Source organism: Psychromonas sp. SA13A (assembly GCF_011378715.1).
Lineage (GTDB): Bacteria > Pseudomonadota > Gammaproteobacteria > Enterobacterales > Psychromonadaceae > Psychromonas.
Genome location: NZ_WTKU01000036.1, coordinates 12,691 through 28,012, shown reverse-complemented (window position 1 = coordinate 28,012; position 15,322 = coordinate 12,691). Strand labels below are relative to the sequence as shown.

The window sequence follows — 15,322 nt, the reverse complement described above, 5'->3', positions numbered from 1 at the left end:
TATAAGAAACTAACAATTTATTATTCTGAAATAACTGCGATTGAACAAGTTCATTCGCTTCGTTATTCATTGAAAGATAAATCTTTCAATGTAAATGAATTATTTCGTGTGTCACTATTATTGATGTTGCCTAACAAGTAGGACTTTGATTTTTTGAAATCACATCAACAACAAGTGCTCACACAGATTGTTTGATTAAATTGTTAAAGAGCGTGCCTCTCGGCTAGGCGGCGTATACTACGCGCCTTTCGAACATTGTCAACGTTTTAATTTAACTTAATTTCGAAGCGAACCACGAAGCGTTAATACGTTAAAAATTATTCTCAAACTCGTTGAGTAACTTGCGCTACACCCCGTGTCTGTGGGGTCGCATTATAGGGATTGAGATCACATTGGCAAGTGTTTTATTGCGATTTATTGCAATTAATTTTTATACCTACTTTGAACACAAGTTATCCACAATTTTGATTTTGTTATCCACACTTTTGTGTCGTATAGTGGCCTTTTATTATGTCGATCAAGAAGGTTTATTATGTTTCCTACACTACGTCCTTATAAGAATATCTATCCTACAATTGGTAATGCTGTTTATATTGACCCATTTTCTTCCATAATCGGTGATGTTCACTTGGCAGATGACGTGAATATCTGGCCGATGTGTGTTTTACGTGGTGATGTTAATTCTATCTATGTGGGTGCTCGTACTAATATTCAGGACGGCTCCATTCTACATGTGGCTAGAAAAGGTGAAGCAACCGTTGATGGTTACTCCCTGAATATTGGTGAAGACGTCACGGTTGGCCATAAAGCAATGTTACATGCATGTACTATAGGCGATCGTGTTTTAATTGGTATGGGTGCGATTGTATTAGATGGTGCTCATATTGAAAATGAAGTGATCCTTGCAGCAGGCTCCTTAGTGCCCCCAAATAAAGTGTTAGCTTCTGGTTTTTTATATGTAGGTTCTCCTGCAAAAGCTGCACGTGCTTTAACTGAAGCTGAATTTGCTTTTTTAAAACGCTCTGCCAGTCATTACGTTAATTTAAAAAATGAGTATCTTGAAGAAACTTCTGCATAACCGCCATCAGCAGCAATAAATACTTCGTTATCTATTAAATAGCAGTACAGCGGCTTTTAAGAATAAGCTATGTACTGCTCATCTAACTACCTATTCGTCTAATCATCTATTTATCTATCTACTCTTTTCAACTATCTATTCTTTTTAACTGCATGTTTGAATTCTATAGCAGAATTTATAAGGCTCCAGATCAAGTCATTAATACCAATCAGTGCATAACAACCGGGATTAATAGTAAATAAACTTTTCTAACTTGTTCCCCCTTTTACAACAACTCCAATCAGCGAACATACAACGCTCATCAATTAAAGTGCGATCAAACCGTCCCCATTAAATTAAATAAATCTCACCGTTTACGTTAAACAATTTTTTATCTTCCTCCTCTAAATGAATACTTAAATTGATACCCAGACAATGAGGCTATACCTTTTGTCCCGTTAGAAGATCAATAGCTTCTGACTTCTTTCTTTAAAAACTATTCATAAAAGGAAATACAATGAAAAATATAAACGTTGATTATGTGCAAAATCCAAGCATGCCGCCTTTGTTAGCCAAACTCCCTTTTTGGCCAGTCCATGTTAGGCAAGATATTGATAAACAATGTTGGAGTAAAACCTGTATCAGTGAGCAGATAAACCTAACTGAATGGCAGTCTTATTTAGATGTTCTACCAAAGGACCCTTATGTTGAAACACGTTGGAAAAGTATGTCTTGGCTTTATTTCAATGAAAGCAGCGAGCTTAAAGTATTAGATAATTGTCCGATGGCACAAGGGGGGGCTTATAACGATGCCGATACAATGGCGAATAAATTACGGCATTATCCCGCACTCGATAAAAATTTCTTAGCGCGTGATGATGTACAAGAATTTGTTAAGGCTTGGGCGGGACTTTGGCGTATTGATCCAAACGAGCCGATCCTTATGCAAATCACAGGTGTTAAAGGAAAGCAGTCATTAGATCCTTTACAAGGTCAAGGCATTCATCAAGATGGTAGTAAGTTCTTAAGTATTCTTGTACTTAATAGAGATAACGTGACGGGAGGAGTTAATACTATTTATAAAGATAAAGCAGGTGAGCAGGTCATTTCAAAAACGACATTAGCCCCTGGTGAAATACTACATATTCAAGATGATGAAGTTTTTCACCATATCTCTTCTGTACAAGCACTTGATCAACAACATTCCTTTGAGCGCTTCATTATTATCATAAATGCACGTTTTAACGATACTTTTCAAAATCGTATTTTACGTCAACATTTTGCGGATGCAGTGCTTGATAATGGTTAATACCCATCACACTAATTAACTGAACTTGTTTAATAGAATTGGTACAAGTGCTTTAGCGTCTTTCATTTAACATGCAACTTCAGCCAACATTGGATATACGAGGCATTGTTAAAAAGGGACGAAAATTCACGGAATAGATCAATGAATAGCTAGTTTGGTAGGATTTCGGACAGGTGGCAGTTAATCACAACTTATATATAAATAATAAGGTGTGTTTCATTACTTAGATTCAAATAATCGAAACACACCTTTATTTACAGGATTTGCAGAGTCTTAATTTTAGTTTTTGCTCATTTCTTTGTGTAGTAACATACTAGTTTTATAGTTTAACTCGAGCGCTTTTTCACTATTGGCATGTTCACTGACAAACATAGCACAATCTTTTAGGACTTTTTCTGGCATAGTCGCTTTGCTTTCTGGACTAAAGCCTAGTTTCATAAAGAAATCTGGCATACGCGTTAATACAAATAAACGTTTAATCGCTAAGTTTTCTGATTTTTTCACTAATAGCTCAACCAACGCACTACCTTGGCCACGGCCTTCATAACCAGGTTCGATTCCTATTGAACGAATTTCAGCTAAACCTGTGTCATAAATGTGGACAGATCCACAACCTGCTACTATTCCGTCTAGTTCAGTGACAACAAACTCATCAATTGATTTTGCTAAATCTGATTTATCACGTGGTAAGTTTTCACCTTTCTCGGCCCAGTAATTAACCATTGACTCAATACGGTCTATATCTTCAACATTTGCAGTTCTAATAACAATGCCTGACTTGCCACGTTTAGATAAACGTTGCTCAGCTTCTGTTAATGCAAATTCCACTTGATGCGGTGCAACGCCACCTAATGCGGTACGCGCAGCTAAAGTTGCTTCTAATGTTAAGGTTGGATAAACATCATCTTCAATCACACTAGAGAATTGCTTAAACTCTGCAACGGTTAAATCTTCTAATGGTACGCCTTTTTCGATCGCTGCTACCACGGCAACACCTACGATATGGTGTGCTTCACGGAAAGGGATCCCTTTGGCAACTAAATAGTCGGCCAATTCAGTTGCATTTGAGTAACCACCCTGTGCAGCTTCTTTAGTACGTTCTTCATTGACTTTAAGATTTGTTAACGCCATTGCGCCCATTTCTAAGCAGTCACCCCATGTATCTAATGCGTCAAATAGACCTTCTTTGTCTTCTTGCATATCTTTGTTATACGCAAGTGGTAACGCTTTTAATGTCATTAACATACCGGCTAATGAACCAAATACACGTCCAGACTTACCACGAATCAATTCCATTGCATCTGGATTTTTCTTTTGTGGCATTAATGACGAACCTGATGTCACTTGATCTGACATTTCAATAAAACCAGACTCACCACTATTATAGAAAATTAAATCTTCAGCCATACGTGATAGATGTACCATTGATAATGTTGCACAACTCATCAATTCAACAACGTGGTCACGGTCTGACACTGAATCTAAACTATTGCGTGTTGCGCGTTTAAAACCTAGCGAATGTGCTAATGCTGTTCTATCCATCGGATAACCAGTACCGGCTAATGCACCACTGCCTAATGGGCAAGTATCCATGCGATCAATACAATCTTCTAAACGGCTATGGTCACGCTCTAACATTTCTAAATAAGCTAAACACCAATGTGAAAATGTCACTGGCTGAGCACGTTGTAGATGCGTATAACCTGGTAAGACAACAGATTGATGAATACGCGCTAATTCAATCAACTTAGCTTCTAATGTATTAAGGTGAACAATTAACTCTTGTGCGGTTTTTTTACACCATAATTTCAAATCTGTAGCAACTTGGTCATTTCGGCTACGACCTGTGTGTAATTTTTTACCTAAATCACCGACTTTATTGATTAATTGCCCTTCAACCCAAGAATGGATATCTTCGGCGTCAGATTGTAATACTTGCTCTGGGTTGGCTTGTACTGAAACTAGCAATTCATTTAAGCTTTTATCAATACTAATTTGTTCATCAGAAGTTAATACATTTACCGCTAACAACGCTTTTGACCATGCTATTGAGCCAATAATATCCTGTTCAGCTAAACGGTAGTCAAACTTCAAGGAATCATTAAATAATTTAAATTTTACGTCTGCCGCTTGGCTAAAACGTCCGCCCCATAGTGCCATTTGTTACTCCATTCTGACTTGGCAATCATGCCAAATCCATTTGTTAAGGGATTACTATTAATTTCACTTCTATTTATAAACGCACTGGTTTTTAAAAACGCTTATAAATAGAAATTCCTGCTCTCGATAACCGAGGGCAGGAATTTTATAACATATTTTGTTTATTTGTTACTGTTTAGCTTACGAATGCGGCTAGACAGTGAATATAAACGGATGAAACCTTCAGCATGTTTTTGGTCATAAACGTTATCATCACCAAATGTAGCAAACTCTTCAGAGTAAAGACTATTTGGAGAACGTTTCTTAACTGCTGTTGCTTGTCCTTTATATAGACGTACAACTACTTCACCGTTTGCATCTTTTGCTAGTGACTCAGACGCCGCTAATAAAGAACCACAAAGTGGTGTAAACCAACGACCGTCATACACTAAGTGAGCAAATTCTTGGCCCACTTGATCACGCCAGCGACGAGAAGGTTTGTCGTGTACTAATTCATCAATACCACGAAGTGCAGTCACCATCACAGTACCTCCTGGCGTTTCATAACAACCACGAGACTTCATACCTACTGTACGGTTTTCAGTGATATCGATACGGCCCACACCATGTGCTGCGGCTTTTTCATTCAATACCATTAACGCATCGTAAGGAGACAAAGCAACACCATCTACTTCAGTAACACGTGCATTTTCAACTTTTAACGTTACGTATTCTGGTTCATTTGGTGCATCAAGCGGATCAACCGTTAATGTCCAAACACCTTTACTTGGTTCGTTGTATGGGTCTTCTAGCTCGCCACCTTCGTGCGAAATGTGCCATGCATTTGCATCACGGCTGTAGATTTTTGTTGCTGAAGCCGTTGTTTCAATATTACGCTCAGCAAGGTAATCCAATAGGTCTTCACGAGAAACCATATCCCATTCACGCCAAGGTGCAATAACACGTAGCTCTGGTGCTAATGCAGCAAAACAACTTTCAAAACGAATTTGGTCATTACCTTTACCAGTACAACCATGACAAACGGCATCTGCACCTACTTTTAATGCAACTTCAACCTGAGCTTTTGCAATGATTGGACGAGCCATAGAAGTACCTAATAAATAAGTACCTTCATACACTGCGCCAGATGCAATTGTTGGGTAGATGTAGTCTTTAACAAATTCTTCTTTCAAGTCAACGATGTGACATTCAGAAGCACCTGAAGCAATTGCTTTTTCGTGCAAACCAACTAATTCTTCTGCTCCTTGGCCTACATCGGCACAAAACGCTACGATTTCACAATCATCATAAGTTTCTTTTAACCATGGAATGATTGCTGATGTATCTAGACCGCCTGAATAAGCGAGAACAACTTTTTTAACTTTACTCATTGATTATTTCCTTTCGTCTACATCTATTTATTTATTAATTAAGGTAAGCATAATAGCGTTTTGTATGTGCATTCTATTTTCAGCTTGATCAAAAATCAATGAAGCTGGACCATCCATTACATCTGAGGTGATATCTAAACCACGATGCGCTGGTTGGCAATGTAAAATATGCTTAATACCGGTTTGGTCAAGTAAGTCTTGATTAATTTGGTACGGCATAAATTTAGCTTTAATTTGTTCTAACGGTGTATCGTCGCCCATTGATAACCAAGTGTCACCATAAACAACATCATAACCTTTAATATCATCAATATTATTGGTTACAGTAATTTTTGCACCCGTTTGTTTTGCAATTTCTTCTGCTTTTTTCATGATTTGCGCATCAGGACTATGACCCAGTGGGCAAACAGCCGTTACCGTTGCACCTAAAATAGCGCCGGCAATAAATAATGAATGCGTTACATTGTTACCATCGCCGATATAAGCAAGTTTAACTTTTGTTAAATCATCATAGTTTTGTGCAATGGTTAAGAAGTCCGCCATGCCTTGACACGGATGGTACAAGTCACACAGAGAATTAATCACTGGCACACTTGCATACTCCTGCATTTCAAGCAGTGTGTTGTGGTCAAATACACGCGCGACAATGCAATCTGCCCAACGCGAAATATTAGCAGCAAAGTCTTTCACATCTTCGCGGCTACCCATTGCGCCATTCGTTTGATCTAAATAAACGGCATGGCCGCCTAATTTGTTAACACCAATATCAAAAGTAACACGTGTACGTAGTGATTGCTTTTCAAATAAAGTAACAACGCTTTTACCGGCTAATGCCTGCGCATATTTACTTGGATTGGCTTTTAAATCTTTACCCAATGCAATCAAGTCTAATGCTTGTTGTTGAGTCATTTCCATGCCGGTTAATAAATTTTCCATTGTCACTCTCTACTTATTCTTTATTTAATTACTTTGGTACCCACTGCTTTACCTGCAAGCAATGACACTAAATTCTCTGGATTTTTCCAACTTGCTAACATTACATAACCTAATTCATCGGCGGCTTGTAATGCAGCTTTTACTTTGACAGCCATTCCATCTTGAATCACATTTTCAGCAATAAGTGTATCAGCTAGTTGTGTATTTAACTCAGGAATAACCTGTTTCTGTGCGTCCCATACTCCATCCACATCGGATAAAAATACAAGTTCAGCGCCCACCAGCTCACAAATAGCAATCGCAGCTTGGTCTGCATTAACATTATAAAGATTACCATCCTCACCTATCGCGATCGATGAGATAACTGGTAAGAAACCATTACCTAGCAAGCTATTAATAAGTTTTGGATTATTAGGGCTACATACTCCCACTGCACCTAAGTCCGGATCCATCTGCTTCACCGAGCAGCTAAAGCCATCAGCTAATGATAATCCCACCGCCGACAAACCTGCTTGTAATGCTTTTGCCATCAATAATTTATTTGATGTACCTGCAAGTGCACCTGCAACATATGGAATTTGATCAAATGGTGTAATACGTAAACCATTTTTCTTTTCACTTTTGATGTTCATTTTATTAAGCACATCTTCCACAATCACACCACCACCATGCACTAACAATAATGGGCGTTGTTGTATTGCCAAATATTCTGTCAGCGCGGTAAATAAATTAGACAATGCTTGATTGTTTTCTAGTACTGCTCCGCCTAACTTAATAAGTAGCGGTTTTTGTTGTGATTGTGTCATTGAGGATCCGTTTTATAAAATAGAAGTCGTAATATCAAAACCAAAACGTAAATTAATGCATTGCATCGCCTGTGATGAAGCACCTTTAAGTAAGTTATCAATAGCACTAAATACGACTAAATCTTCGCCATCAAGCGCCCAACCTAAATCACAAAAAGGCGTACCGACTACATTTTTAAGCGCAGGAAAAGACCCTTCCATTAAACGCACAATCGGTTTATCTGCATAAGCAGTTTGATAAGCTTGATCTATTTGTTGTTTAGTCACACCTTCATTCACAACCACATTGATACTCGCTAAAATACCACGTTTAAAACTACCTAAATGTGGCGTGAAGACTACGTTTGTACCCAAGTGTTGATCAATTTCTGGTTTATGACGATGTGTGAATACACCGTAAGGCTGTAAGCTCACTTCACAAAAACTACTCGCTACATTGGCTTTACGGCCTGCACCACTAACACCACTAGTAGCATTAATCGTTGGTTTGATACCTGATTTAATTAATCCCGCTTCAAACAATGGCTTTAATGCGGTTAATGATGCAGTTGTATAACATCCCGGAACAGCGATTAAGTCAGTCTTTTTCACTTGCTCAGCATTCCACTCAGCCAAACCATAAACGGCTTGTGCTAATAACTCAGGGTATTGATGCGTAAAACCATAATACTTTTCATAAAATCCAGCCGATTGCACACGGAATGCACCAGATAAATCAAATACCACAGTATTTTCAGCTAAAAATAATGGCGCTAAGTCATGGCTGACTTCATGTGCTGTTGCCAAAATAACGATGTCTATATTTTCACAAGCAGCTTTAATGCCACTCACACCGAGAGGTTGTAGTGGTAAATCTACGCAACCGCGTAAATTGCCGTATAAATCGGAGATTTTTTTACCCTTATCTAAGCTACCTTCAGAAACATATAACCCAGATAATTCGATACTTGGGTGGCGCGTTAAAAACGTCGCTAATTCTGCTCCCGTGTAACCACTAGCTCCCACTACAATCGCTTTTAACATAAAAAAATTCCTGATTAATTACTGACTTAATATGTGATAAATAAACTCGAGTAACAGTATAAAGGTAGAGTCACTTGATATAAAGCTATACTCTAAATCAAAGTGACTATTTATTCAATAAATGTGAATAAATATTTAAAAGATGTTAAATTGCTTCTTGCTTGTAATAATTTGCTTATTTCGACTTCTAAAAATCACTCAAAAAGAAAATGTAAGCAATTGAATATAAATACATTTATTTTTTAAAACTTTGTATCTAAAAGTCATTTTCAGTTGATTATTGGCGTGCTACAGCTAATCGAGCCTGTGTTTTACAGCTCGAATAAAATGATAAAGTTGCTTGCGTTGGATAAAAGATAAAAAGTAAGCCAATTAGTTATTTTTTTATGAGCATAAAAATAGCTTTAATATTACGCACATTCAGGCATAAAATAAAAATTCTTAAATATTTAGAACCACCACAGAGTAATGTAAAAAATTGTAGTAAACACAGAATATACCAAAGTAGGTCTATTCATTAATAAACATCATCTTTATAACTCGTTGTATTGAGAGTGTGATCTTGTATCAATAAAATAAGTGATTTTCCTATTAATAAATCATTTATTTTAGCCACAACAGTGGAACAGTGAGTTAATACAATGAGCTTAGGCTCAATATTAAGGAACAGTATGTCATTACCAGCTTTCATCGACTTATATAAAGGCCTTATCAAACTACCTTCCATTAGTTCCACAGATAGTGCATGGGACCAAAGTAACGTTGCCGTGATCAATCAACTTGCAGAATGGTTAACTGACCTCGGCTTTAGTACCGAGATCACTGAAGTAAAAGCAGCACCAGGCAAGTTTAACTTAGTAGCAACACTGGGTTCAGGTGACGGTGGCTTATTGCTTGCTGGCCATACCGATACCGTGCCTTATGATGAAGGTAAGTGGCAGACGGATCCATTCCAAGTGGTAGAAAAAGACAACCGTTTATATGGTTTAGGTACTATCGATATGAAAGGTTTTTTTGCTTTTGTTATAGAAGCATTAAAAACAATCGACCGTGAAAAACTCACTAAACCGCTACGTATTTTAGCGACTGCAGATGAAGAAACTACCATGTCTGGTGCTCAACAGATCTCCGAGCAAAAACATTTTAAACCTGATTATGCTGTGATTGGTGAGCCGACAGGCATGGTACCGGTGACTATGCATAAGGGGCATATGTCTGAAGGGATCCGTATTACCGGTAAAAGTGGCCATAGCTCAGATCCGGATAAAGGCTTGAATGCGATTGAAGTAATGCATTTAGTATTGTCTGAACTTAAGAAAGTGCAGCAAACTTTCAAAGAAAAATATAACAATCCACACTTTGAAGTGCCTTACCCGACACTCAACTTTGGTGCGATCACTGGTGGTGATAGCCCTAACCGTATTTGTGGTTGCTGTGAGTTACATATTGATATGCGCCCTATTCCTGGTGTCACCACTAATGAATTATTTATTACGGTGAAAGAGGCATTAACCGAAATTGAAAAACGCTATCCAAATTGTATAGAAATGTTCCATTTGCATGAGCCGATCCCCTCTTATCAGTGCCCACTGCATTCAGATTTGATCGATAATGCGGAAATTTATACTGGTAACAAAGCCACCAGCGCTAATTACTGTACTGAAGCACCATTTATTCAAGCATTAGGCTGCGATACCATCGTCCTCGGCCCAGGTCATATTACTCAAGCACACCAACCGAATGAATTTTTAGATCTCTCCTTTGTAAAGCCAACACAAGAGGTAATAACAAAACTTATTCATCACTATTGTTCATAAAATATAAGGCGTAATTTTCTCGTAATTAAATTACGAAAAAATTATTTTCAAGAAAATAAATATATAACGCAAGCGAAGCTAGATTGACTAGCCTCTTCATTGTGGTATTTTATTTAGTTCTACGACAAGAAATTGTAATTTTATTACAGGAATAGGGAAGTACGATGACAGAAGAATATGCAAACCTGCGAGGCAATGTTAGTTTATTAGGTCAATTACTTGGAAAAAGTATTAGCGACCACCTTGGTGAGTCATTCCTTGAAAAAATTGAAAACATTCGTCAGCTTTCTAAATCATCTCGCGCAGGTAATAACCAAGATGGCGAGCGTTTGATTGAAGTGTTATCAAACTTAAGTGACCATGAATTATTACCAGTAGCACGAGCATTCACGCACTTTTTAAATCTAGCGAATATCGCAGAACAATTCCATGGTATTTCTCGCCATTGTGATACTGGTGTTTGTGCACCTGATCCGCTACAGCAATTAATCTCAAAATTAAAAAACAGCGATATCTCAGAAGAAGAGATGCAAAAAACAGTTGCTGAATTAAAAATGGATATGGTGCTAACAGCACACCCAACGGAAATAACACGTCGTACTTTGATCCACAAACACAGTGCTATTAACCAATGTTTAAGTCTTTTAGAACTCACTGATATCTCAGATAAAGAACGCGACCAGTTGTTAATACGTCTTGAGCAGTTAATTACACAAGCTTGGCATACCAATGATATTCGTAAAAACCGCCCAACACCTGTAGATGAAGCAAAATGGGGCTTTGCGGTTATTGAAAACAGCCTATGGGAAGCTGTTCCTCAATATGTGCGTGAACTAGACAAAACCTTACAGGACGGTTTAGGTATCTCTTTACCACTTGACGCTTCGCCAATTAAATTTACTTCATGGATGGGTGGAGACCGAGATGGTAATCCATTTGTAACGGCCGAAGTTACCAAAGAAGTATTAATTACTAGCCGTTGGGTCGCTGTAAGTTTGTACCTTGAAGATATTCAGGAACTAACTAAAGAGTTATCAATGGATAACTGTGACCCAGCTTTACGCGCTATTGTGGGTGAAGGTGTTGATGAACCTTACCGTGCAATCCTACGTAAATTACGTACCGAATTAAAAGAAACATTAACGGCATTAAGCGCAACCTTGCAAGGCCATGAAAGCAATGCAAAAGATATCATCATCACAACTAAGCAGCTTAAACAGCCATTAGAGTTATGTTACAACTCTCTGATCAATATGGGCATGGCTTCTATTGCGAACGGTTTGTTATTAGATATTTTACGCCGTGTAAACTGTTTTGGTGTCAACCTGGTTAAATTAGATATCCGTCAAGATGGTGAACGCCATGGAGATACTTTATCTGAATTAACACGTTACCTAGGTATTGGTGATTACAACGCTTGGAATGAAGAAGATAAGCAAGCCTTCTTATTACAAGAGCTAAATAGTAAACGCCCGCTTATCCCTTCTGCTTGGAAGCCTTCCGCTGACGTTCAAGAAGTATTAGATACTTGTAGAGTCGTTGCAGCAACTGACCCTGAAGCCTTAGGCATTTATATTATTTCAATGGCTCGCCAAGCTTCTGATGTGCTAGCAGTGCAATTGCTACTAAAAGAAGTAGGTTGTCCATTCCGTATTCCTGTTGCTCCATTATTTGAAACATTAGACGATTTGAATAATGCAGCCGACGTTATGAAACGCTTATATGCAGTTGACTGGTACCGTGGTTATATTAACGGTGAGCAACATGTCATGATTGGTTATTCTGATTCAGCGAAAGATGCAGGCGTAATGGCGGCTAACTGGGCGCAATACACCTCGCAAGAAGCATTGATTAAAATCAGTGAGCAAAATGATATTCAATTAGTATTGTTCCACGGCCGTGGCGGCACAATTGGTCGTGGCGGTGCACCAGCACAACAAGCATTATTGTCACAACCTCCAGGTTCTTTAAAAGGTGGATTACGTGTAACAGAGCAAGGCGAGATGATCCGCTTTAAGTTTGGCTTACCAAAAGTAGCGGTACACAGTTTGAACCTTTATACCGCCGCTATTTTAGAAGCTAACTTGCTGCCACCACCAGCACCAAAACAAGAATGGCGAGATGTAATGCAACAATTTGCAGAGCAGTCATGTGAAGAGTATCGCCACTTTGTACGTGATGAGCCTGACTTTGTGCCTTATTTCCGCAGCGTGACACCAGAGTTAGAGTTAGGAAAATTAGCTTTGGGTAGCCGCCCCGCTAAGCGTAAGCCTAACGGTGGCGTTGAAAGTTTACGTGCAATTCCATGGATTTTTGCTTGGAGTCAAAACCGTTTGATGTTGCCAGCATGGTTAGGCGCAGGTACATCACTTAAAACATTACTCGATGAAGGTAAAAAAGACCTATTACAAGAAATGTATGTTAACTGGCCTTTCTTCCATACTCGTTTAGAAATGTTTGAAATGGTATTCATGAAAGCTGATGAAGAGTTAACTAAGTTTTATGAAGAACGTTTAGTACCAAAAGAGTTATGGCCTTTAGGTGAACGCCTACGTGAGAACCTGAAATTAACTCGCGAAACGGTTTTAGAAACCATTCCAGATCACCAGTTAATGCAAGAACAACCTTGGATAAAAGAGTCAATCAAACTACGTAACCCGTATGTTGATCCACTAAATATGTTGCAAGCTGAGTTATTGTCTCGTTCACGTTCGTGTGAGAAAAATGAAACGATTAACCCAGATATTGACCAAGCGTTAATGGTTACTATTGCAGGTATCGCGGCTGGTTTACGTAATACAGGTTAATCACTAGGCTTACATAGCAACTGGTCATAGTAGCCAGTAACTAGTAATATTTACCCCTCTTTATTATTGTATTTATACAATCAATAAAGAGGGGTTCATTACCCTCAACGCTGATCATATCGCTCTAATATTCATTTTAAGTCCCGCACCCTTATATTTAAACAACACCTTCAAACATTAATAAATTCAAACGACACCTAGCTATATCGGTATATTTTTTCATATAGTTCAAATAACCATCACACTGTCCAATTATTGAAACTCCTTATTTGTTACACATTTTATTGAGCTAAACCATGTTAATATCCTACAAATACTAATGGTTAGATAGCTTTCTGTGTGTAATAAAAACGCAATATTAAAGCAATCTAGTTTACTCATGAGATGTACTAATATTAGAAAGGTTTAAGTTATGAAATACCCTTTAGCATGCACTTTTGTATATTTAACTTTATTTTTACAGGGCTGTAATAGCCACGCTGAGAGCAACTCAGTTACCACAAAAGCAAGTGATTACAAAGGCTCTGGCTCCCTTACCTATGGTATAGCAGAGTCCACCGTCACGAATCTTTTTACACAAGGTGGCCGAGTGGCTGCTATCGGATCGATTAAGAGCATTGATGGTGCAACAACGTGGACAGTACCTGCCGTTGTAAACTATACAAATGATGCAATGCCCTTTGCTGCTGATTTATATAATGACTATGGCGATCAATACCCTAATGGTAAAGCCGCTACCGCAGCATTAAATGACACAGACATTATAGAAGTTGACGCTGATGGCGAAGTGATCACCGCTTACATCTTTGCAGATAACTACTTTGAAATGTATATAAATGGTGTTGCTGTCGGCAAAGACCCAGTCCCTTTTACGCAATTTAACTCGAATATTGTTCAGTTTAAAGTGAATAAACCTTTTGATATTGCAATATTAGCGGTTGATTGGGAGGAAAATTTAGGAACAGGTACCGAAGATAATCGTGGTCGTAAGGCGCACCCAGGTGATGGTGGTTTTGTCGCAGTATTTAAAGATAACAATGATAAGGTTGTAGCAATTACTGACAACAACTGGAAAGCACAAACTTACTATACGGCTCCTATTTCAGATTTAAGCTGTTTATCTGAATCAGGTCATTCCCGCTTATCGACTGGTTGTACTATTGAAGGCACTGACGATGCTTCAATACTTTATGGCGTACATTGGGCTATGCCAACGGGTTGGGAAAAACAAGGTTATGATGATAGTCAGTGGCCATCAGCGACTGTATTTAGTAACGAGACAGTGGGTGTAGACAATAAAAAATCATACACAAATTTCACTGATATTTTTGATGACACTCTTAATAGCAAGATGAATGATGCTCAATTCATTTGGTCTTCAAATTTAAGTTTAGATAATAAAATTTTACTAAGAACCAGCGTTACTCAATAATTTACTTTATTGAGTAAGCAGCAATAAGAAAGCGTTCACTTAGTTTATTTATGTATAAACGACAACGGGAGCATTTAGGTTAACTGTAACTTTAATGCTCTGCGTTTTTATTGGCTTTAACTTTCGCTTTAACTACCGATTAAATGCCAATTACATGTCATTTTACGTCAATTAGATATCCATTAAATACTAACCTTAGTTACTCGATCTCTAAAATAACGTTCTTTCCTATTAGTTTCATCTTCATCGTCTTATGTTTATAGCCCACTGATGACATCGATTTTTATAGTGGTTTAGGTAATAGTGGATATGTTAATATTACGTTTTGATTAGTATTCGGTAACAAGATGACAGAAAATACAGTTATACAACAACTTGATGCATTAGGTTTACGCTGCCCTGAACCGGTTATGGTGATCAGGAAAACGGTCCGTAAATTAGAAGCGGGTGATTTATTAGAAATTATTGCCGATGATCCAGCAACAACCCGTGACATCCCAAGTTTTTGTCGCTTTATGGAGCATCAATTAGTAGAAGCGCAAATTGAAACACTGCCTTACCGCTATCTGATCAAAAAAGGATTGAAGTAATAAACAGCGAGCTAA

At 38.1% G+C, this 15,322-nt stretch carries 11 protein-coding genes; 6 read left to right on the top strand and 5 right to left on the bottom strand.

All coding sequences use genetic code 11. The annotated features are described in order from the left end of the window. Positions 1–532 precede the first annotated feature (532 nt). A complete protein-coding gene (locus GQR44_RS19185) occupies positions 533–1,078 on the top strand; it encodes a gamma carbonic anhydrase family protein (protein WP_166373311.1) in 546 nt (181 codons plus the stop codon). A gap of 496 nt (positions 1,079–1,574) precedes the next feature. Beyond that, positions 1,575–2,366 carry a 2OG-Fe dioxygenase family protein gene (locus GQR44_RS19180; RefSeq protein WP_166373309.1) on the top strand — a complete coding sequence of 264 codons (792 nt, stop codon included), beginning with the start codon at positions 1,575–1,577 and terminating at the stop codon, positions 2,364–2,366. A 279-nt stretch (positions 2,367–2,645) separates the two neighbouring features. Here GQR44_RS19180 and argH read toward each other — a convergent pair whose 3' ends face one another. The 5 genes from argH to argC all read right to left on the bottom strand — a co-directional run bounded on the left by argH (position 2,646) and on the right by argC (position 8,661). Continuing rightward, on the bottom strand, positions 2,646–4,526 hold the full coding sequence (gene argH, locus GQR44_RS19175; RefSeq protein WP_166373307.1) for an argininosuccinate lyase: 1,881 nt from the start codon (positions 4,524–4,526) through the stop codon (positions 2,646–2,648). Between the two features lie 161 nt (positions 4,527–4,687). Beyond that, positions 4,688–5,896 carry an argininosuccinate synthase gene (locus GQR44_RS19170; protein ID WP_166373305.1) on the bottom strand — a complete coding sequence of 403 codons (1,209 nt, stop codon included), beginning with the start codon at positions 5,894–5,896 and terminating at the stop codon, positions 4,688–4,690. A 27-nt stretch (positions 5,897–5,923) separates the two neighbouring features. Next, complete coding sequence (locus GQR44_RS19165) at positions 5,924–6,832, bottom strand: ornithine carbamoyltransferase (RefSeq protein WP_166373303.1); 909 nt, start codon at positions 6,830–6,832, stop codon at positions 5,924–5,926. A 20-nt stretch (positions 6,833–6,852) separates the two neighbouring features. Beyond that, positions 6,853–7,638 carry an acetylglutamate kinase gene (gene argB / locus GQR44_RS19160; protein WP_166373301.1) on the bottom strand — a complete coding sequence of 262 codons (786 nt, stop codon included), beginning with the start codon at positions 7,636–7,638 and terminating at the stop codon, positions 6,853–6,855. 12 nt (positions 7,639–7,650) lie between these two features. Next, positions 7,651–8,661: an N-acetyl-gamma-glutamyl-phosphate reductase gene (gene argC / locus GQR44_RS19155; RefSeq protein WP_166373299.1), complete on the bottom strand. Its 1,011-nt coding sequence runs from the start codon at positions 8,659–8,661 to the stop codon at positions 7,651–7,653. Between the two features lie 671 nt (positions 8,662–9,332). Between argC and argE the strand changes: the two genes are divergently transcribed. From argE to tusA, 4 genes are all read left to right on the top strand, one after another. Then, positions 9,333–10,478 (top strand): acetylornithine deacetylase, encoded by a 1,146-nt coding sequence (gene argE / locus GQR44_RS19150; RefSeq protein WP_166373297.1) that lies wholly within the window; start codon positions 9,333–9,335, stop codon positions 10,476–10,478. 164 nt (positions 10,479–10,642) lie between these two features. Then, positions 10,643–13,285: a phosphoenolpyruvate carboxylase gene (gene ppc / locus GQR44_RS19145; RefSeq protein ID WP_166373295.1), complete on the top strand. Its 2,643-nt coding sequence runs from the start codon at positions 10,643–10,645 to the stop codon at positions 13,283–13,285. A gap of 412 nt (positions 13,286–13,697) precedes the next feature. Continuing rightward, positions 13,698–14,717: a hypothetical protein gene (locus tag GQR44_RS19140; protein WP_166373293.1), complete on the top strand. Its 1,020-nt coding sequence runs from the start codon at positions 13,698–13,700 to the stop codon at positions 14,715–14,717. Positions 14,718–15,064: 347 nt separating this feature from the next. Continuing rightward, complete coding sequence (tusA, locus tag GQR44_RS19135; protein WP_166373291.1) at positions 15,065–15,307, top strand: sulfurtransferase TusA; 243 nt, start codon at positions 15,065–15,067, stop codon at positions 15,305–15,307. Positions 15,308–15,322: the final 15 nt, after the last annotated feature.

What these genes read in the sequence shown, in the direction of transcription:
- GQR44_RS19185 (WP_166373311.1), top strand. Translation starts at nt 533, where the DNA reads ATGTTTCCTACACTACGTCCTTATAAGAATATCTATCCTACAATTGGT.
- GQR44_RS19180 (WP_166373309.1), top strand. Translation starts at nt 1,575, where the DNA reads ATGAAAAATATAAACGTTGATTATGTGCAAAATCCAAGCATGCCGCCT.
- argH (WP_166373307.1), bottom strand. Translation starts at nt 4,526, where the DNA reads ATGGCACTATGGGGCGGACGTTTTAGCCAAGCGGCAGACGTAAAATTT.
- GQR44_RS19170 (WP_166373305.1), bottom strand. Translation starts at nt 5,896, where the DNA reads ATGAGTAAAGTTAAAAAAGTTGTTCTCGCTTATTCAGGCGGTCTAGAT.
- GQR44_RS19165 (WP_166373303.1), bottom strand. Translation starts at nt 6,832, where the DNA reads ATGGAAAATTTATTAACCGGCATGGAAATGACTCAACAACAAGCATTA.
- argB (WP_166373301.1), bottom strand. Translation starts at nt 7,638, where the DNA reads ATGACACAATCACAACAAAAACCGCTACTTATTAAGTTAGGCGGAGCA.
- argC (WP_166373299.1), bottom strand. Translation starts at nt 8,661, where the DNA reads ATGTTAAAAGCGATTGTAGTGGGAGCTAGTGGTTACACGGGAGCAGAA.
- argE (WP_166373297.1), top strand. Translation starts at nt 9,333, where the DNA reads ATGTCATTACCAGCTTTCATCGACTTATATAAAGGCCTTATCAAACTA.
- ppc (WP_166373295.1), top strand. Translation starts at nt 10,643, where the DNA reads ATGACAGAAGAATATGCAAACCTGCGAGGCAATGTTAGTTTATTAGGT.
- GQR44_RS19140 (WP_166373293.1), top strand. Translation starts at nt 13,698, where the DNA reads ATGAAATACCCTTTAGCATGCACTTTTGTATATTTAACTTTATTTTTA.
- tusA (WP_166373291.1), top strand. Translation starts at nt 15,065, where the DNA reads ATGACAGAAAATACAGTTATACAACAACTTGATGCATTAGGTTTACGC.